Consider the following 18591-nt stretch of genomic DNA (forward strand, 5'->3'; position numbering starts at 1 on the left):
CCTCCGACTTCCCGCGCCGCCCGGCGGGCCGCGCCCCCGACGGCGGCCCCGGCGCCCCGCACCCGGGTCCGGCCCGGGCGCACCCGGCTCGGCTGGGCGATGGCGGTCTACTTCGGCGCGCAGTCGCTCAGCGGGTACGCGATCATGGGCTGGCTGGCCCAGCTCTTCCGGGACGCCGGCTACCGCCCCGAGACCGCAGGCCTGCTGCTCGCCGGCGTCACCGCGCTCGGCGTGCCGGTCGCGCTGGCGATGCCGGCCCTGGCCGGTAGGCTGCGCACGCTGCGGCCGCTGGTGTTCTCGCTGACCGCCTTCTCCGCGGCGTCCTACCTGGGCCTCGCGCTCGCGCCGCACGGCCTCGCGCCGCTCTGGGTCCTGCTGCTCGCGCTCGGCCAGGGCGCCTTCCCGCTGATCCTGACCACCATCGGCCTGCGCGCCCGCACCGCCGAGGGCACGGTCGCGCTCTCCGCCTTCGCGCAGAGCACCGGGTACGTCATCGCCGCGCTCGGCCCGCTGCTGGTCGGCATCCTCTACGAGGCCACCGGCGGCTGGACCGCGCCGATCGGCTTCCTGCTCGGCGCGCTCGCCGTGCAGACGACCGCGGGCATGGTGATCGCTCGCCCCCGGTTCGTCGAGGACGAGCGCTGAGAGAACCGGTCAGGAGGAGGCCGGTGTGGGGTCGCCCGCCACGGCCTGCTCGACCGTCGGGTAGGTGTGCAGCACCTCGACCAGGCCGCTGACCTCGAGGATGCGCAGCACGCCGCGCTGCGGGGCGGCCAGTCGGACCACGCCGCCGGCCTCGTCGCAGCTGTTCTTCGCGCGCACGAAGACCGACAGGCCGGTCGAGTCGCAGAACGACACGTCTGCGAGGTCGAACACGAGGCGGCTGCGGCCCTTGTCGAGCAGATCGGTGATCTGGTCCTGCAGCTGCGGCGCGGTCGCCATGTCGAGCTCGCCCGCGACCGACACCACGACCACGTCGCCGTGCTGTTCCGTGTGCACCGTCAAGGACATTCGGACCTCCTGTTATCGGGTGGAACGGTATCCCACAACGGGGGTCGCACGCAGAACGGGAGCGGGTTCCGGTGCGCCTGATCATTCCTTTGCAGCGTGACAACTACCGGGCGGGGTGCCAGTGATAGAGTCCGGCCGGCCCAGCTCACAGGAGGTAACCATGGCGTTGACAGCTGAGGAGAGCAGCCGGCTCGCCGGCCTGTTGAGCTCACACACCGATCGAGTCGTCCAGCTCTGGACGGAGACCGTCACCGCATCGCTGCGTGGCCGGCTCAGCCAGGCCGAGCTGCGACTCCAGGTGCAGGATCTGCACCGTAGCATGATCAATGCCGGCGCGGAGGGGCTTCGGGACATCCGCGCGGAGGAGGCCGGCGAGCTGCGCGCGCTGCTCTCCGACCTCTCCCGCAGCCGCGCCCGCCAGGGCTTCTCCGCCACCGAGACCGCGATCAGCATCTACGCCCTCAAGGACGTGCTGATCGAGCTGATGGAGGCCGGCGAGGTCGAGTTCTCGCTGCGCGACTTCGTCGCCGCCACCTCGGTGATCGACCAGATGGCGCTCTACACCTTCGAGAGCTACGTGCAGGCCCGCGAGGGCCACATCGCCGACCAGGCCGAGCAGCTGCTCGAGCTCTCCACCCCGGTGGTCAAGCTCTGGGACGGCGTGGTGGCCGTGCCGCTGGTCGGCACGCTGGACTCCGCCCGCGCCCAGGTGGTGATGGAGCGGCTGCTCCAGACCCTGGTCGACACCGGCTCGCCGTACGCGATCATCGACATCACCGGCGTGCCCGCGGTGGACACCCAGGTCGCCCAGCACATCCTCAAGACGGTCGTGGCCGCCCGGCTGATGGGCGCTGACTGCATCATCTCCGGTATCCGCCCGCAGATCGCGCAGACCATCGTCGCGCTGGGCATCGAGTTCGGAGACATCGCCACCAAGGCCAGCCTCGCCGACGCGCTGCGGCACGTGCTGCGCCTGCGCGGTGTCGAGACAGCCCGTCGCCACCCGCGTCGGGAGGCGTGATGGAGCGGGTGCCGATCCTCAAGATCGGCGACATCCTGCTCGTCTCCATCCAGATCGACATGTCCGACCAGACCGCGGTCTCCCTCCAGGAGGACCTGGCCGAGCGGATCGTGGTCACCGGCGCGCACGGCGTCATCATCGACATCACCGCGCTGGACATCGTCGACTCCTTCGTCGGCCGGATGCTCTCCACCATCGCCTCGATCTCCAAGGTGCTCGACGCCGAGACGGTGGTCGTCGGGATGCGTCCCGCGGTCGCCATCACCCTGGTCGAGCTGGGCCTGTCGCTCAACGGCATCCGTACCGCGCTCAACGTCGAACGGGGCATGGAACTCGTCGCGGCGACCCGCGACGAGGAGGACCTGGACTGGGACGACGAGCCTGAGGAGACGGAATCAGGAACGGCGGCGACATCAGCATGACCGCCGGCCTCGACCTGGGACGTCCGCAGGCGCAGACGATCAGCAGCGACGAGGACGTCGTCCGGGTCCGGCAGTTGGTGCGTACCGTGGCGGTGGCGGTGAAGCTCTCCCTAGTGGACCAGACCAAGCTGGTCACCGCAGCCAGTGAGCTGGCCCGCAACACGCTGATCTACGGCGGGGGTGGCAGCGCCGAGGTGACCGCGGTGGAGGACGGCCGCCGGCGCGGCGTCCGGATCGTCTTCGCCGACACCGGGCCCGGCATCCCCGACCTCGACCTCGCCCTCACCGACGGCTACACCACCGGAGGCGGCCTCGGGCTCGGTCTCAGCGGCGCCCGCCGGCTCGTCGACGACTTCGACCTGCACAGCGCCGTCGGCGAGGGCACCAGGATCACCATCACCAAGTGGTCCCGATGACCGCCGAGGTGATCGCCGACCCGGGCATCTGGTTCCGGGTCGAGAACGGCAGCGCGGCCAGCGCCGTCCGGCGGGCCGCCGAACGCCTCGGCGCCCAGCTCGGCCTCAGCGACGGCCGGATCGCCGACCTCGCCATCGTCGCCGCGGAGCTGACCAGCAACCTGGTCAAGCACGCCGAGGAGGGCACCCTGCTGCTGCGCCCGGTACGGAACGGCGACGTCGCCGGCGTCGAGCTGGTCGCGGTCGACGCCGGCCCCGGCATGGCCGACCTGACCGCCTCCGCGCGGGACGGCCACTCCACCACCGGCACCCTCGGCATCGGACTGGGCGCCATCACCCGCCAGGCGAGCTGGTCCGACGCCTGGTCCTGGCGGGGGAAGGGCACCGTCCTCGCCGTACAGGTCTGGCCGTCGCGGGTGCCCCCGCCGGCGGTCTGGGCGGCCGGCCTCGTCCGGCCGATCACCGGTGAGCAGATCAGCGGCGACGCGCAGGCCATCCGGGTCGTCGAGGGACGGCACCAGGTGCTGGTCTGCGACGGCCTCGGGCACGGCGCGCTGGCCGCCTCCGCCAGCGACGCCGCCCTGGCCGCCTTCCGGAACGCCCCGGCCGGACCCCCCGTCGCCGTGGTGCAGCACCTGCACCGGTCCATGTCGCACACCCGCGGCGCGGCCCTCGCGGTGGCCGAGCTGGACCGGTCGGCGGGCCTGCTGCGCTACTCCGGCCTCGGCAACATCGCCGGTGCCGTCCTCGGCGCGGACGGCAGCCGCCGCGGGCTGGTGTCGCTGCCCGGCATCGCCGGCCACCACCGCCCCGCCGTCCGGGAGTACGACTACCCCTTCCCGCCCGGCTCGCTGCTGGTGATGCAGAGCGACGGGGTGGTCGACCGGTGGCGGATCGAGGACTATCCGGGCCTCGCCGGCCGTTCGCCGCTGGTGGTGGCCGCGACCCTGCTGCGGGACGCGGGCACCCGGCGCGACGACGCCTGCGTGCTGGTCGCGAGGACACCGGAATGAGACCGCCGGAGCCGCTTCTGCAGATGGCTCTCCGGGTAGAGCAGGACATCTTCCTGGTCCGCCAGCGCGGCCGGGAGGTCGCCGCCGCCGTCGGCCTGGAACACCAGGACCAGGTGCGGGTCGCCACCGCGCTCAGCGAGGTCGCCCGGGACCTGCTGCGGATCGCCGACGGCGCGGACGTCACCTTCCTCGCCACCGGGGAGTCCGGCGGCCGGTCCGCCCTGCGGATCGACCTGGTTCCGGTACGTCCACTGCCCGGCGACCGGTACGAGCCGCAGTCGGGCGCGGTGTCGCGTCTTGTGGACACCCTGGCGGTGAACAGGGACGAGGGGGATACGGTCGTGAGGATGTCCCGACGTGTCCCCGCCACCGCCCCGGAGCTGACCGCGGCGCGCCTCGCCGAGCTGCGCGCGGAGCTCGGTCGCAGCGCGCCCGCCAGCGCCCTGGACGAGCTGGCCGCCCAGAACGGTCAGCTGATCGCCGCCCTGGACGAGGTGCGCAGCCAGCGGGACGAGCTGGCCGTGCTCAACTCGGAGCTGGAGGAGACCAACCGGGGCGTGATGGCCCTCTACACCCAGCTCTCCGAGGAGCTGGAGGAGACCAACCGCGGCGTGGTGGCGCTCTACGCCGAGCTGGACGAGAAGTCCGCGCAGCTGCGGGCGGCGAGCGAGTCGAAGAGCCGCTTCCTGGCCAACGTCAGCCACGAGCTGCGCGCCCCGGTGACCGCGATCATCGGGTTGGGGCGGCTGCTCACCGACTCCGCGTCCGACCCGTTGACCGCCGCGCAGTCCGAGCAGATCGAGCTGATCCGGGCGTCCGCCGCCGACCTGCTCTCGCTGGTCAACGACCTGCTGGACCTGGCCAAGGCGGAGTCCGGTCGGATCGAGCCGGAGTGGGCCCCGGTCGACCTGCGGGCGCTCTTCGGGCAGTTGCGCGGCACGCTGCGGGCGCTCGCCACCAGGTCGGCCGTGGAGCTGATCGTGGAGGAGCCGCCGACGCCGGCCGTGCTCCGCTCCGACGAGGTGCTGCTCGCCCAGGTGCTGCGCAACCTGCTGCACAACGGGCTGAAGTTCACCGCGTCGGGCGAGGTCCGGATGCGCGCCGAACGGGACGGCGACCGGTGGCGGATCTCGGTCTCGGACACCGGCGTCGGCATCCCGCCCGAGCTGCACGAACGGATCTTCGAGGAGTTCTACCAGGTGCCGGGCGCGACCCGGGCCGGCGGCACCGGCCTCGGCCTGCCGTACGCGCGGCGGCTGGTGACATTGCTCGGCGGCACACTGGAGCTGACCAGTGAGCCCGGGAGGGGCAGCACCTTCACCGTCGTCCTGCCCACGGACGAGGTCTGACCGTGGCCGGCGACCAGGCGACCGTGCTGGTGGTCGACGACAGCCGGACCAAGCGGTACCTACTGGTCAGCTGGCTCACCCGGGCCGGGTTCGACGTCCGCGAGGCGGAGACCGGCGCCGAGGCGTTGCAACGGGTCGGGGTGGATCCGATCGACCTGGTGGTGCTCGACGTACGGCTGCCGGACCTGAGCGGTTTCGAGGTCTGTGAGCGGATCAAGGCGGAGTATCCGGCGATGCCGGTGATCCACGTGTCGGCGCACGCGGTCGACGTCCAGGACCGCGCCCAGGGGCTGACCCGTGGCGCGGACGCGTACCTGGCCGAGCCGATCGAGCCGGAGGAACTGGTCGCCACCGCCCACGCGGTGCTCCGCTACTACCAGGCGCGGCAGCGGGCGGAGTTGCTCGCCGAGCGGCTCACCGGGCTGGCCGACACCACCGTCGCCGTGCACGCCGCGCCGAACTTCACCCGGCTGCTGGAGGCGGCGGCGGCCGGCGCGGCGCAGATCTTCAAGTCGCCCGCGGCCGTGGTGGCGGAGACCTTCGACGGGGACTGCCTGGCCGGGGTCGCCGCCGGCCCGGACGCCGCGCCGGTGATCGTGCCGTGGGTGGTCGACGACACCGGGATAGGGACCGGCTCGACCGTGCGGGAGTACGACCCGAGCGCGTGGGATCTGGTGCCGTGGCCGGCGGGTGACACGGTGACGGTGGCCGCCGCGAAGCTGCGGGAGGACCGCGCCCCGCTCTACGTGGTGGTCCCTTCGGCCACCCAGACCGCCCGGACGCCGGTGCTGGTGCAGCTGTCGCAGGCGGTCGCGGCGGCGGTGGAGGCGCAGCGCTCCTTCGACGAGGAGCACCGGATCGCGGTCACCCTGCAACGCAGTCTGCTGCCCCGGCGGCTGCCCGAGGTCGCCGGACTCGACCTGGCCGTGCGGTACGAACCGGCCAGCGCACAGACCGAGGTGGGCGGGGACTTCTACGAGCTGGTGATGCTGGACGGGCACCTGCTGATGGCGATCGGCGACGTCGCCGGCCACTCGCTGCACGCGGCGACCGTGATGGCCGAGCTGCGGCACGCGATGCGGGCGTACGCGGTGGAGGGGCACCAGCCGGGGGTGGTCCTGGACCGGCTCAACGAGCTGATGCGTACCCTGCTGCCGAACGAGCTGGCGACCATCTGCCTGCTGCTGCTGCATCCGCCCACCGGCCGGATCCGGCTGGCCAGCGCGGGGCACCTGCCGGCGCTGCTGGTCGGGGAGGGCGGGGTGCAGTTCGTCCAGCACTCGGCGCCGCTGCTCGGGGTGCGCGCGGACCGCCCCGCCGACCTGGAGTTCACCCTGCCGGCCGGCGCGACGCTGGTGCTCTACACCGATGGCCTGATCGAGCGGCGGGACGCCACCATCGACGACGGCCTGGCCGCCCTGGCGGCCTCCGCCCAGTGGGTGGACGACGACCTGGACCAGTTCTGCGAGCGGCTGCTGTTGGAGCTGGCCCCGCCGGAGATCCACGACGACGTCGCCGTGGTGGCCGTCCGCCGCCACTGACGGCGCCCCCTCCGTGCTGCGGTGCCGACCGGTGTCCGATGCCGTCCACCTTTTCCCCCGGTCACTCTGGGTGATCGGGTGCGGTGAGGCGAGGAGGATTACTGTCGGTAATCGACGCCCGGCGACCCGGCGCCTCCTTCTTTTCCTTTGCTCTGCTGCCGTATCGGCAACACAGATGATGAAATGGGGTTCCTTGTCCGGGAGCGGGGAGCGCCTCAACCGCACCGGTCACTGTCGGTTGCTGTTGCCGTGGGGGCAGCAGAGCAAAGGGAGCCGAGGGACTGGGTGGCAGTCGGCCGATTGTCGCGGCCGGTCACCGGACCCGGAGCGGGTGGTGCTGCCGCAGTCAGCCCAGTGAGCGGACGTAGACGGCGGGGGAGACGCCGGTGACGGCGGTGAAGTCGCGGATCAGGTGGGCCTGGTCGCTGTAGCCGAGTTCGGCGGCGACGGCGGACCAGTCGGGCGACGCCACGGCGGCCTGCTCGATCGCCTCCTGGAGCCGGTAGCGGCGGATCACCCACTTGGGACCCACCCCGACATGGTCGAGGAAGAGGCGCTGCAGCCGGCGGGTGGAGATCCGGTGCCGCTGGGCGAAGTCGTCCACCCGCAGCACGCTCCGGTCGACCCGGATCTCCTCGGCCAGCGCCACCGCCTCGGTGGTCGTCGGGTCGGGCTCCGGCGCCCACGCGGTGAGGAACGCGTCCAGGGCGCGGCGGCGCTCGTCGTCCGTACCCACGCACCGGTCCGGCGGATCGGCGGACCCGGCGGCGCGGGCGGCGGCGGGGCAGTGGGTGAGCGGGACCCGACGGCCGGTCAGCTCGGCGACCGGGCGCCGCCAGAACGGGCGGAAGCCGCCGGGGCGGAACTGGACGCCGCTGACCGTGCCGGTGCCGGTCAGCGTGATCGAGAAGAGCTGCCGGCCGACGCCGGCGATCTCGGCGGTCTCCGGGCCGCCTGCGACCCGCTGGAACACCACGTTCACCGCCGGGTGCGGCACCACCTGCTGCACGAACGGCGTGGTCAGCGCCCAGTCGATCAGCCAGTAGTGCTCGACCCAACCGCGCAGCGCGGGCGCGGGGAGGTGACGGCGGAAGCGCAATTCGCGCCGCAGCCGGTCGGGGTCGAGGATGCCCCGGTTGTCGCCGCGCGGCTGTCGCATTTGTTCAAGACCACCTTCATACGCTGGCCCTATGGCAACGAAGACTAGCGAACTGCTGGCCGCCGCCGCGCCAGGAACCGTGGCGGTGGTCCGCGCGATCAGCGACGACCAGCTCGGCCTGCCCACGCCGTGCCCCGACTACACCGTTCGCGACCTGCTCAACCACCTCTACGACGTGGTGGTCAACTTCCAGGTGCTCGCCGCCCGCCGGGAGGTGGACTGGTCGGCGAAGACCGAGCACCTGACCCCGGGCTGGCGGGACCGGTTCGCGGACGAGGCCAGGCGGCTGGTGCGGGCCTGGGACGACCCGGCGGCGGAGGAGGGCGCCTCGCCCGGGATGGGGTTGCCGCAGCGCACCGTCGGCCTGATGGGGCTGGTCGACCTGACCGTGCACGGTTGGGACCTGGCCCGGGCCACCGGGCAGCCGTACCAGCCGGCGCCCGAGGTGGCCGGGGCGGGGCACGGCTTCATGGACGAGATGGGCCCGATGGGCCAGCAGATGGGCGCCTTCGGCGAGCCGGTGCAGACCGGCCCGGACGTCACCGACCTGGACCGGTTGCTCGGTCGCACCGGACGGGACCCGGCCTGGACTCCCTGACCCGTCGAGGCTTGACCCTACTATTCACTCAGTGAATAGTAGGGCGGGTGTCCACATCGCACGTGCTGCTCGGCTTGCTGGCCGCCGGCAGCCGTCACGGCTACGAGCTCAAACGGGCGCACGACTCCCGGCTGCCGCGCGCCCGACCGCTGGCCTTCGGGCAGGTCTACGCCACCCTGTCCCGGCTGGAACGCGACGGGCTGGTGGCGACCGCCGGCCAGCAGCGGGAGGCCGGCCCGGACCGCACCGCGTACGCGCTGACCGCCGAGGGCCGGGCCGCGCTCGACGGCTGGCTCGCCACCGTCGAGCCGCCCATGCCGTACGTGACCAGCACGCTCTTCGCCAAGGTCGTGGTGGCGCTGCTGGTCGCCGACGTGGACACCGCCCGGTCCTACCTGGTCGCCCAGCGCCGGGCGCACACCGATCGGCTGCGCGAGCTGACCGCCATCAAGACGGCCCCGTCGGCCACCCTCGACGACATCGTCGCGGCCGACTACGCCGCCGCCCACCTCGACGCCGACCTGAGGTGGTTGCGGACCACCCTGGACCGGGTCGCCGACTGGCACCGGGAGGTGCACTCGTGACGCAACTATCGACACGCGGCGTGGTCAAGGCGTACGGGCCGACGCCCGCGCTGCGCGGCGTCACCCTCGACATCGCCGAGGGCGAGATCGTCGCCGTCACCGGCCCGAGCGGCTGCGGCGCCCTCGCCGCCCTGCTCGCCGCAGTGATCGTGGGCGGCGGCGCGGCCGGACTGCGGGCGTCCTACTCCGCCCACGCCGAGGTGGACCGGCTCACCGGTCAGGGCCTCGCCGGCGGTGACTTCTACCTGCGGACCATCGGCCTGGTCGACCTGGCGGTCTACGTGGCCATGGTGATCGCCGCCGGCGGGCTGATCGTCGCGCTGGTCGAGGGAATCGTCGCCCGGCGCCGGTCGTACGCCGCGCTGGTCGCGACCGGCGTTCCCCGGGGCACGCTCGGCCGGTCGATCGCCTGGCAGGCGCTGACCCCGGCGGTGCCGGCGGTGGGGCTCGCGCTCATCGTCGGACTGCTGCTCAGCCGGGGCATCGGCGGTCGCCCGGCGACCGGTGGCGGATCCATGACCCAGGTCTGCGACGGACCCGGGGCGCTCTGCGACGATCCGGCCACCCGGGCGCAGCACCTGAAGACCGTATGGGTGCCCGAGGTGACGGTGACGCCCGGCGTACCCGTGGAGCAGCTGGCCTGGGTCGCCGGCGCCGCCCTGGCCGCGGTGCTGGTCACGGTCGGTGTCGGCCCGCTCTTCCTGCGCGCCAGCACCGCCGTGGAGGAACTCCGGACTGCCTGAGCCGGGTGTAACGGCAGCACGGCGGGCGGCGCTGTTGACTCCGGAGGGCCGGCAGTCGGGCCCCCGTCCCCGGGGGTGGACCGGCCCCCGGCGGTCAGCGGCTTCAGGAGATCACCAGATGCACAACCAGCCGGGCGGTGCGCCGCCGGTGTTCGTCGACCGGACCGGGAAACGGCGCCGGCTCACGGTCATCGCCGGCACCGTGATGGGTGTCGGCCTGCTCACCAGCCTCTCGCTGATCCTGGCCGGCCTGTTCGGCGGCTCCGCCGTTCCCCTGCCCGGCTGGAGCGACCCGAAGGTCGCGCCGCCGATCGAGGCGGGCCTGGACGGTCCGAACGAGATCGGGCAGCCGGCCAGCCCGACCCCCGGCTCGCAGCCGATCCCGGCGACCAGCACCGGCGTCCCGGTGCCCAGCACCAGCGTGACCGGGGCTCCCGTCACCACCGCACCGTCCAACGCGCGGCCCACCGCGGCCACCGCCACCACCGTGCCCGCCCCGACCGACGTGCGACGGACCGGCAAGCCCACCCGTTCCCCGGGCAAGCCGCGCTGACGATGGCCCGACACGTCGCTCGCCGCGACCCGCGGGCCCACTGGGTGCTGCTCCTGCTCGGCCTGCTCCTGCTGCTCGCCGCGCTCACCGTCAACGGGCTGGTCACCGGGATGACCGGCGGTTCCGGCCCGGCCACCGGCCCGGCCGCGCCCGCCCCCCGGGCGGTCGCCACCGGCGGCCCGGTGCTGCGACTGGACCGCCCCGAACCGGTCAGCCGCCGGATGCCCGACCGGACGGTCGCGCTGACCTTCGACGACGGGCCGGACCCCGAGTGGACGCCGCGGGTGCTCGACGTGCTCCGCCGGCACCACGCGCACGCCACCTTCTTCGTGGTCGGCTCCCGGGTCAACGCGCACCCCGAACTGATCCGGCGGATCCTCGACGAGGGGCACGAGCTGGGGTCGCACACCTACTCGCACGCCGACCTCGCCGCGGTGCCGCGCTGGCGGGCCGACCTGGAACTGTCGCTGACCCGCAAGGCGATCGCGGCGGCCACCGGCCGGGAGGTGACCCTGCTGCGGCTGCCCTTCTCGTCCACCACCGGCACCCTGACCGCCGGGCAGTACGACGCGCTGCGCGCCGCCGCGGCCACCGGCCACGTGGGCGTACTCGCCGACCGGGACGCCAAGGACTGGCAGCGCCCGGGCGTGCCGGCGATCGTCCGGGCGGCCACCCCGCAGCCGGGACACGGCGCGGTGGTGCTGATGCACGACGGCGGCGGCGACCGCGGCCAGACGGTGGCCGCCCTGGACCAGCTGCTCACCGGGCTGACGAAGCAGGGTTACCGGTTCACCTCGGTCTCCGAGGGCATCGGCGCACCGCCGTCGACCGTCCCCGCCGGCGTCGGCACCCGGCTCAGCGGGTACGCGCTGCGCTGGACCCAGACGGCGGCCGGCGCTACCGCCGCGGCGATGGACGGGCTGCTCGCCGTGGCGCTGGTGCTCGGCATCGCCCGGCTGGCCGTGCAGGTGTTCTGCGCCCAGGCGCACGTGCGCCGGGTCCGCCGGCCGCGCGGCCCGCGCGTTCTCGTGGCCGCCCCGGTCTCGGTGATCGTGCCGGCGTACAACGAGGCGGCGAACATCGCCGCGACCGTGCGGTCCCTGGTCGCCAGCGACTACCCGGCGCTGGAGGTGATCGTGGTGGACGACGGGTCCAGCGACGGCACCGCCGACATCGTCGAACGGCTGCGGCTGCGCGGGGTCCGGGTCATCCGGCAGGCCAACGCCGGCAAGCCGGCGGCGTTGAACACCGGCATCCGGGCCGCCCGAGCGGAGCTGCTGGTGCTGGTCGACGGGGACACCGTCTTCCAGCCGGACACCGTGCACCGGCTGGTGCAGGGCTTCGCCGACCGGACCGTCGGGGCGATCTCCGGCAACACCAAGGTGGCCAACCGGCGCCGGATGCTCGGCCGCTGGCAGCACCTCGAGTACGTGATCGGCTTCAACCTCGACCGCCGGATGTACGACGTGCTGGAGTGCATGCCGACCATCCCCGGCGCGATCGGCGCGTTCCGCCGCGAGGTGCTGCTCGCCGTCGGCGGGGTCCCCTCGGACACCCTCGCCGAGGACACCGACCTGACCATGCAGGTGCTCCGGGCCGGCTGGCGGGTGGTGTACGAGGAGGGCGCGATCGCCTGGACCGAGGCGCCGTCGTCGCTGCGTCAGCTCTGGCGGCAGCGGTACCGCTGGTGCTACGGCACCATGCAGGCGATGTGGAAGCACCGGCACGCGCTCCGCGAGCAGGGCGCCGGCGGCAAGCTGGGCCGCCGTGGCCTGCCGTACCTGACGGTGTTCCAGATCGTGCTGCCGCTGGCCGCCCCGGCGGTCGACGTGTACGCCGTCTACGGCCTGTTCTTCCTGCCCTGGTCGACGCTCGTGCTGGCCTGGCTGGGCCTGCTCCTGCTCCAAGGGTTGACCGCCGGGTACGCGCTGCGCCTGGACCGGGAGCGTTACGGCCCGCTCTGGGCGCTGCCGTTCCAGCAGCTGGTCTACCGCCAGGTGATGTACCTGGTGGTGGTGCAGTCGGCGGTCACCGCGGTGATCGGCAACCGGCTGCGCTGGCAGCGGATGGTGCGGACCGGGGAGGCGGCGGCGCTGGTCGGCGCGGCGCCCAGCGTCCGCTGACGGCACGCCGCCCCATCCGGGCCGGGCGGTTCCTCGTCCGCCCGGTCCCCGTCGTTCGTGGTCATTCCGCCCCGGTCAGGCCCGGCCGAGCCGGTCGAGGATCCAGGCGTTGATGAACGCCTCCTCCCGCCAGGCGTCGTACCGGCCGCTGGGGCCACCGTGGCCGGCGCCCATCTCGGTCTTGAGCAGGTAGTCGCCCTGCGGAGCGACCGCGCGCAGCCGGGCGATCCACTTCGCCGGCTCGTGGTAGAGCACCCGGGTGTCGTTGAGGCTGGTCACCGCGAGGATCGCCGGGTAGTCCACGGCGGCCACGTTCTCGTACGGCGTGTACGACTTCATGTACGCGTACACCTCGGGGTCGTGCAGCGGGTTGCCCCACTCCTCCCACTCGGTGACGGTCAGCGGCAGCGACGGGTCGAGGATCGAGGTGAGGGCGTCCACGAAGGGCACCTGGGCGACGATGCCGGCGAAGGCGTCCGGGGCGAGGTTGGCCACCGCGCCCATCAGCAGGCCGCCGGCCGAGGCGCCCCGGGCGACGAGCCGGTCGCTGGCCGTCCAGCCGGCCTTGACCAGGTGCCGGGCGCAGGCGACGAAGTCGGTGAAGGTGTTCTTCTTGGTCAGCAGCTTGCCCTCGTCGTACCAACGTCGGCCCAGCTCGCCGCCGCCGCGGATGTGCGCAACGGCGAAGATGACACCCCGGTCGAGCAGGCTGAGCCGGGCGATCGAGAACCACGGGTCCATGCTGGCCTCGTACGAGCCGTAGCCGTAGATGACCGCGGGGGCGGAGCCGTCGCGCGGGGTGCCGGCGCGGCAGACCAGCGAGATGGGTACCCGGGTGCCGTCGTCGGCGAGCGCCCAGTCGCGGTGCTGCTCGTAGTCGGCCGGGTCGTACGCGCGCCCGTCCGGCCCGGGCCGGACCGGCTTGCGCCGGCGGAGCACCATCTGCCGGGTGACCAGGTCGTAGTCGTACACGGAGTCGGGGGTGACCAGCGAGGTGTAGCGCAGCCGGATCTCCCGGGTGCGGTACTCCGGGTTGGCGTCCAGCCCGACGCTGTAGATCGGCTCCGGGAAGTCGATGTCGTGGGCGTCGCCGTCGCCGACCGGGATGACCCGCAGCCCGGTGAGGCCGTTGCCGCGCAGCGAGACGACGAGGTGGTGCTCGAACGCGTCGACCGATTCCAGCCGGGTGCCGGGGGTGTGGTCGATCAGCGGCACCCAGTCGCCCGGCGCGTCCGCCGAGGTGTACGCCAGCGCGAAGTCCTCCGCGCCGTCGTTGTGCAGGATCAGGAACCGGTGGCCGTGGTGTTCGACGGCGTACTCGACGCCCTGCCGGCGCGGCGCGACCACGGCCGGCTCGCCGGTCGGGTTGGCCGCCGGGATCACCCGGACCTCGCTGGTGACCTTGCTGTGGATGTCGATGACGACGAAGCGCTCGGAGCGGGTCAGCTCGACGCCCACCCAGAACCGCTCGTCGTCCTCCTGGTGCACCACCACGTCCTCGCCCGACGGGGTGCCGACGGTGTGCCGCCAGACCCGGTTGGGCCGCCAGGCCTCGTCCACGGTCACGTAGAACAGCACCGACGCGTCGGTCGACCAGGCGGTGCCGTAGAAGGTGTCGGGCACCTCGTCGCCGAGCAGCTCGCCGGTGCTCAGGTCCTTGATCCGCAGGGTGAACCGCTCGTCGCCGGAGAAGTCCGTCGAGTACGCCAGCCAGCGCCCGTCGGGGCTGACGTCGAACGCGCCGAGGGAGAAGAAGTCGTGCCCCTCGGCGAGCTGGTTGCCGTCGAGCAGCACCTCCTCGCCGTCGAGCGGGGCACCGTCGGCGCTGACCGGGGGCGTCGTCTCACCGTCGCGGACGGCCCGGCGGCAGTGCACGCCGTACTGCTGCCCCTCGACGGTGCGGGTGTAGTACCAGTAGCCGTCCTTGCGGGTCGGCACCGACAGGTCGGTCTCCTGGGTGCGCCGCCGGGTCTCCTCGAACAGCTCCCCGCGCAGCGCCTCCAGGTGCGCCGTGCGGCTCTCGGTGTACGCGTTCTCGGCGGTGAGGTGGGCGATCGTCGCCGGGTCGTCCTTGGCGGCGAGCCAGGCGTACTCGTCGACGACGGTGTCGCCGTGGTGGGTGCGCTCGGTGGGCACCCGCTTCGCGACGGGCGCGGTGGTCTCGGTGGTCACGGCGTCACGTTACCGGCCGGCCACCGTCCGCGGCGCGGCGTCGTCCGGCGACCCGCCGCCAGCTCTTTCGAACATGTGTACGATGACCGCCATGGCGGCAGCAGCGAGTTCGACCGGCGCGGCGGAGATCACCCGGAGGCTGAGCGAGATCTGTGGGGGCTCCTTCGCCCGGTTCGCGGGGGTGGCCGACGAGGTGGCCGGGCGGGGGGCCCGCTGGGTGGCGGTCCCCGGCGGGCCGGCCGCGGCGGCGCGGGTGCTGCGACTGGCTGCCAGGCACGACCTCACGGTGGTGCCGCGCGGCGCCGGCACGAAGATCGACTGGGGTGCCGCCCCCGCGCGGGTCGACATCATGCTGGACACCGGTCGGCTCGCCGGGATCGGGCACCAGTCGACCGGCTCCCCGGTGGTCGAGATCGGCGCCGGCACTCCGCTGCGCGCGGTGCAGGCCACCCTGGAGCGCACCGGCCGGCGGCTGCCGCTGGACCCGCCGTCACCGGGCGCGACCCTGGGCGGGGTGCTCGCCGCCGACGAGGCCGGCCCGCTGCGCCACCGCTACGGCACCGCCTGCGAGCAGTTGGTCGGCCTGCGCTGGCTGGACGCCGACGGCGAGCTGGTCAGCACCGGGGCCGGCGGGGCCGAGCCGCCCGGCTCGGTGGGGCTGGACGTCGGGCGGCTGCTCTGCGGCTCCCAGGGCGCCCTCGGGGTGCTGGTCTCGGCGACGCTGCGGGTGCAGGCCGTGCCGGCCAGCCGGGTCTGGGTCTCCCGTCCGGTGTGGACCCCGCTGGAGGTGCACGACCTGGTCCGGGCGGTGCTCGCCGCCCGCCTCGATCCGGCCGCGGTCGAGCTGGACCTGCCGGTCGACGGCCGGCTGCCGCGTCGCCCGTTGGGCGCGACGGAGGCGGCGGCCCGGGCCAGCCACCCGTCGGCGGGCGGGCGCGGGGCGCGAGCCTCGGTGGCCCGAGGCGGCGCGGGCACCGTGACGGTGCTGCTGGAGGGGGGCCCGTCCGACGTCACCGAGCGGGCCGACGCCCTGGTCCGGCTGCTCGGCGCCGGGACGACCGTCGACCACGCCGCGCCGCCGTGGTGGCGGCGTTACCCGTTCGCCCCCGGCGACACCGCGCTGCGCGTCGAGGTGCCGATCACGGACCTGCACGCCGCGGTCTACGCGCTGCGCGACGCCGCCGGCGCGCCGGTCCCGGTCCGTGGCTCGGCCGGGCTGGGAGTGGTGCACGCGGCCCTGCCGGGGTCGCTCTCCGGTGAGCGGGTGGCCGCGATCCTCGCCGCGGTGCGGGGGGTGCTGCTGGCCCGGCGGGGCCGCTGCGTCGTGGTCGCCGCGCCCCCGCTGGTCCGCGAGGAGATCGAGCTGTGGGGCGAGCCCGCGGTGATCCCCCGGATCCGCGCGGCCAAGGAGCAGCTCGACCCGCACCGCCGCCTCGCCCCGGGCCGGCTCCCCGGCGGCCTCTGAATCCGGCTCGCCCGCCCGCCGTGCTCGGGCGTGTCGCGCGCGGGATCTGGATGGTGCCGTGAGGAATATGACTCAGCGGCATATTTATGACGGAGAGTCATACCGCTCACCGACAAATCCGGTCGCCGCCCGCGACACGCCTGAAGTTCGCCGCCCGCGACACGCCCGAAGCCTGCCTGCCGGCCGTCCCGCGGCTGGCGCCCACGGGCCGCCGACGCGGGCGGCGGAACTCAGACGGCGTCGTTGCGCAGCACGAGGATGGCGATGTCGTCCCTCGGCGACTCCACCGAGAAGTTGATCGCGGTGGAGCGCAGTCGCGCCGCCACCACGTCGGCCGAGTACCCGGCCAGCGGGGCGGCCGCGTCGCGCAGGCGCTCGGTGCCGAACAGCTCGCGGCCGCGCCGGCGCTCGGTCACCCCGTCGGTATAGAAGATCAGCGAGTCGCCCGGTCCGAGCGGAATCTCCGCCGTCGGCGAGGAGATCGAGTCGAGCAGGCCCAGCGCGGTGCCGCCGGCGCCGACGAAGGCGGCTCCGCCGCCACCGCGCAGCAGCACCGGACGGTCGTGCCCGGCCAGGTGCAGGGAGACGTCGAGCTGACCGCCCGTGCCCTGGCCGACCGCCGCCAGGGCCAGCGTGCAGTACCGACCGCCGCCCCGCTCGACCAGCGTCTCGTTCAGTCGGGCGAGCGCCTCGGGCAGCGGCTTGCCGTCCCCGACGAGCACCCGGATGACATCCCGGACCAGGCCGGTGACCGCCGCCGCCTGCACCCCCTTGCCGGAGACGTCCCCGATCACCACCAGCCAGCGGCCGTCGGGCAGCGGCACCACGTCGTAGAAGTCGCCGCCGACCTCGGCGTCGTCGCCGGTCGGCACGTACTCGGCGGCGAAGCCGATGCCCTCGACCACCGGGAGCACCGGCGGCAGCAGCGACTGCTGGAGGGTCTGCGCGACCCGCCGGCGCTCGGCGTGGATCCGGGCGTTCTCAATCGCCAGCGCCGCCCGGCGGGCCACGTCCTCCAGCACCGCGACCTCGTCCGGGTCGTGCCGGTGCCCCTGGTGCCGGCCCACGGCCAGGGTGCCGAGCCGTTGGCCGCGGGCGATCAGCGGGACCGCGAAACCCTCCATCGGCCCGCCGAGCGGCACCTGCGACGCGCTGCGGGACGCCTCGCGCAGCCGGGCCTGGACCGAGTCCGGGCCGGTCTCCTGGAGCACCTTGTGCAGCTGGGGTAGCACCGCCTCATCGGCGTGGCTGCTCGCCGCCAGCCGCAGCCGGCCCCACTCGTCGGTGGTGTGCACCGCGCACCACTGGCCGAGCCGGGGCACCACCAGCTGCGGGATCAACGCCATCGTCAGGTCGACGTCGAGCGACTGGGCGAGCAGTTCGCTCGCCTCGGCGAGGAAGGTCAGCCAGGCCTGCCGGCGGACGTCCGTCCGGCGCAGCCGGTCGTTCTCCAGGTGCAGCGACAGCCGCTCGGCGGCGAGCACGGCGAGCGGCCGGGCGTACGCCGAGGGCGCCGCGTCCAGCTCCAGCTCCCCGGCGTACGGCCGGTGCACGGCCAGCGGCACCTGGAGCAGCTCGTTGCCGGGGCGGGGGTGGCGGCCGTACCGGGCGAGCGCCTGCGGCCCCTGCCCGTCGCCCCGGTCCAGCCGGATCACGCCGCCGGCCGCCCCCACCATCTCGGCGACCCGGCTGAGCAGGTCGGTGGCGAAGTCGGGCAGCGGGTCGTCGGCGTACGGGTCGGGGCTGGTCTGGGTCAGCTCGCTCATCGCGGCGGCGCTCGGCGCCGAGGTGGCCGGTGCCCCCTCGCCGCCAGCGGCGGAGGCCTGCGGCGGGGCGGGCGGGTCGTCCGCGTCGATGCCGTGCCGGTCCAGCCGGAACCAGACGCCCTTGCCGCTGGGCAGGTACGTCGTGCCCCAGCGGCTGGCGAAGTGGTCGACCAGCAGCAGCCCGCGCCCACGCTCGGAGACCTCGTCGATCTCCGCGGTGTCGTTGCGGACCCCCACCATCAGCTCGTCGACCGGCCCGGAGGCGAAGTCGGAGACGGTCACCGTGAGGCCGATCCGGTCGGCGACGACCTCGATGTCCAGGTCGGTGCCGGCGTGCTCCACGGCGTTGGTGGAGAGTTCGGTGGTCAGCAGCAGCGCCTCGTTGAGCAGGTCGTCCAGCTCGGCCTCGGCGAGCACCGAGCGGACCAGGGCCCGGGCGGCGGCCGGGGTACGCCGGTCTGCGGGCAGCCGTACCCGCCGGACGTGCTCGTCCTGACCCGCCTCGACCGCGGGTCCCGCCTCCGCCGACACCCTCGTATCCTCCACCGCCACCGGCCGGGTGCCAAGCCGGACGGGGCGGCCTCACCCGCCCACCGGGGTCGCCACCTCGCGTGTCGCCGCCGCACCGCGGGTCCGTGGCGTCGACACCGGCCCG

The 18591-nt window shown here is 74.0% G+C and carries 17 protein-coding genes; 13 read left to right on the forward strand and 4 right to left on the reverse strand.

Features of this window, described 5'->3' with window-relative positions; all coding sequences use genetic code 11:
* On the forward strand, positions 1–645 hold a 645-nt coding region (locus V6U81_RS22300; protein WP_477463607.1), incomplete at its 5' end, for an MFS transporter.
* A gap of 9 nt (positions 646–654) precedes the next feature.
* On the opposite strand, the gene V6U81_RS22305 is transcribed toward V6U81_RS22300, so the two are convergent.
* Positions 655–1011 (reverse strand): STAS domain-containing protein, encoded by a 357-nt coding sequence (locus tag V6U81_RS22305; RefSeq protein ID WP_334491838.1) that lies wholly within the window; start codon positions 1009–1011, stop codon positions 655–657.
* A gap of 160 nt (positions 1012–1171) precedes the next feature.
* On the opposite strand from V6U81_RS22305, the gene V6U81_RS22310 reads away from it, so the two are divergent.
* The 6 genes from V6U81_RS22310 to V6U81_RS22335 are packed head-to-tail and all read left to right on the forward strand — an operon-like array spanning position 1172 to position 6773.
* The gene (locus tag V6U81_RS22310; RefSeq protein WP_334491839.1) at positions 1172–2032 is read left to right on the forward strand and encodes an STAS domain-containing protein; all 861 of its coding nucleotides are present in this window, start codon (positions 1172–1174) and stop codon (positions 2030–2032) included.
* Positions 2032–2454 (forward strand): STAS domain-containing protein, encoded by a 423-nt coding sequence (locus V6U81_RS22315; protein WP_334491840.1) that lies wholly within the window; start codon positions 2032–2034, stop codon positions 2452–2454. The genes V6U81_RS22310 and V6U81_RS22315 overlap by 1 nt, the downstream gene beginning before the upstream one ends.
* Positions 2451–2870 (forward strand): ATP-binding protein, encoded by a 420-nt coding sequence (locus V6U81_RS22320; RefSeq protein WP_334491841.1) that lies wholly within the window; start codon positions 2451–2453, stop codon positions 2868–2870. Before V6U81_RS22315 ends, V6U81_RS22320 begins: the two co-directional genes overlap by 4 nt.
* Positions 2867–3883 carry a SpoIIE family protein phosphatase gene (locus tag V6U81_RS22325; protein WP_334491882.1) on the forward strand — a complete coding sequence of 339 codons (1017 nt, stop codon included), beginning with the start codon at positions 2867–2869 and terminating at the stop codon, positions 3881–3883. Before V6U81_RS22320 ends, V6U81_RS22325 begins: the two co-directional genes overlap by 4 nt.
* A gap of 23 nt (positions 3884–3906) precedes the next feature.
* Positions 3907–5232, forward strand: a complete 1326-nt coding sequence (locus V6U81_RS22330; protein ID WP_334491842.1) for a sensor histidine kinase — start codon at positions 3907–3909, stop codon at positions 5230–5232.
* Positions 5229–6773: a SpoIIE family protein phosphatase gene (locus V6U81_RS22335; protein ID WP_334491883.1), complete on the forward strand. Its 1545-nt coding sequence runs from the start codon at positions 5229–5231 to the stop codon at positions 6771–6773. Before V6U81_RS22330 ends, V6U81_RS22335 begins: the two co-directional genes overlap by 4 nt.
* Before the next feature lie 346 nt (positions 6774–7119).
* Here the strand turns inward: V6U81_RS22335 and V6U81_RS22340 are convergent, their stop codons facing one another.
* Positions 7120–7932 carry a DUF6597 domain-containing transcriptional factor gene (locus V6U81_RS22340; protein WP_334491844.1) on the reverse strand — a complete coding sequence of 271 codons (813 nt, stop codon included), beginning with the start codon at positions 7930–7932 and terminating at the stop codon, positions 7120–7122.
* Between the two features lie 31 nt (positions 7933–7963).
* On the opposite strand from V6U81_RS22340, the gene V6U81_RS22345 reads away from it, so the two are divergent.
* The 5 genes from V6U81_RS22345 to V6U81_RS22365 all read left to right on the forward strand — a co-directional run bounded on the left by V6U81_RS22345 (position 7964) and on the right by V6U81_RS22365 (position 12533).
* A complete protein-coding gene (locus V6U81_RS22345; RefSeq protein WP_334491845.1) occupies positions 7964–8530 on the forward strand; it encodes a TIGR03086 family metal-binding protein in 567 nt (188 codons plus the stop codon).
* A gap of 47 nt (positions 8531–8577) precedes the next feature.
* On the forward strand, positions 8578–9114 hold the full coding sequence (locus tag V6U81_RS22350) for a PadR family transcriptional regulator (protein ID WP_334491846.1): 537 nt from the start codon (positions 8578–8580) through the stop codon (positions 9112–9114).
* Entirely contained in the window at positions 9111–9857 is a 747-nt protein-coding gene (locus V6U81_RS22355) for an ABC transporter permease (RefSeq protein WP_334491847.1), read from the forward strand. The genes V6U81_RS22350 and V6U81_RS22355 overlap by 4 nt, the downstream gene beginning before the upstream one ends.
* 118 nt (positions 9858–9975) lie before the next feature.
* Complete coding sequence (locus V6U81_RS22360; protein WP_334491848.1) at positions 9976–10410, forward strand: hypothetical protein; 435 nt, start codon at positions 9976–9978, stop codon at positions 10408–10410.
* Between the two features lie 2 nt (positions 10411–10412).
* Complete coding sequence (locus V6U81_RS22365; protein WP_334491849.1) at positions 10413–12533, forward strand: bifunctional polysaccharide deacetylase/glycosyltransferase family 2 protein; 2121 nt, start codon at positions 10413–10415, stop codon at positions 12531–12533.
* A 75-nt stretch (positions 12534–12608) separates the two neighbouring features.
* Here V6U81_RS22365 and V6U81_RS22370 read toward each other — a convergent pair whose 3' ends face one another.
* Positions 12609–14705 (reverse strand): S9 family peptidase, encoded by a 2097-nt coding sequence (locus V6U81_RS22370; protein WP_334491850.1) that lies wholly within the window; start codon positions 14703–14705, stop codon positions 12609–12611.
* 91 nt (positions 14706–14796) lie between these two features.
* Between V6U81_RS22370 and V6U81_RS22375 the strand changes: the two genes are divergently transcribed.
* Positions 14797–16170 (forward strand): FAD-binding oxidoreductase, encoded by a 1374-nt coding sequence (locus V6U81_RS22375; protein ID WP_334491851.1) that lies wholly within the window; start codon positions 14797–14799, stop codon positions 16168–16170.
* A 230-nt stretch (positions 16171–16400) separates the two neighbouring features.
* Here V6U81_RS22375 and V6U81_RS22380 read toward each other — a convergent pair whose 3' ends face one another.
* Positions 16401–18467, reverse strand: a complete 2067-nt coding sequence (locus V6U81_RS22380) for a SpoIIE family protein phosphatase (RefSeq protein ID WP_334491852.1) — start codon at positions 18465–18467, stop codon at positions 16401–16403.
* Between the last annotated feature and the right edge of the window lie 124 nt (positions 18468–18591).

It is taken from the genome of Micromonospora lacuserhaii, from assembly GCF_036902735.1.
Lineage (GTDB): Bacteria > Actinomycetota > Actinomycetes > Mycobacteriales > Micromonosporaceae > Micromonospora.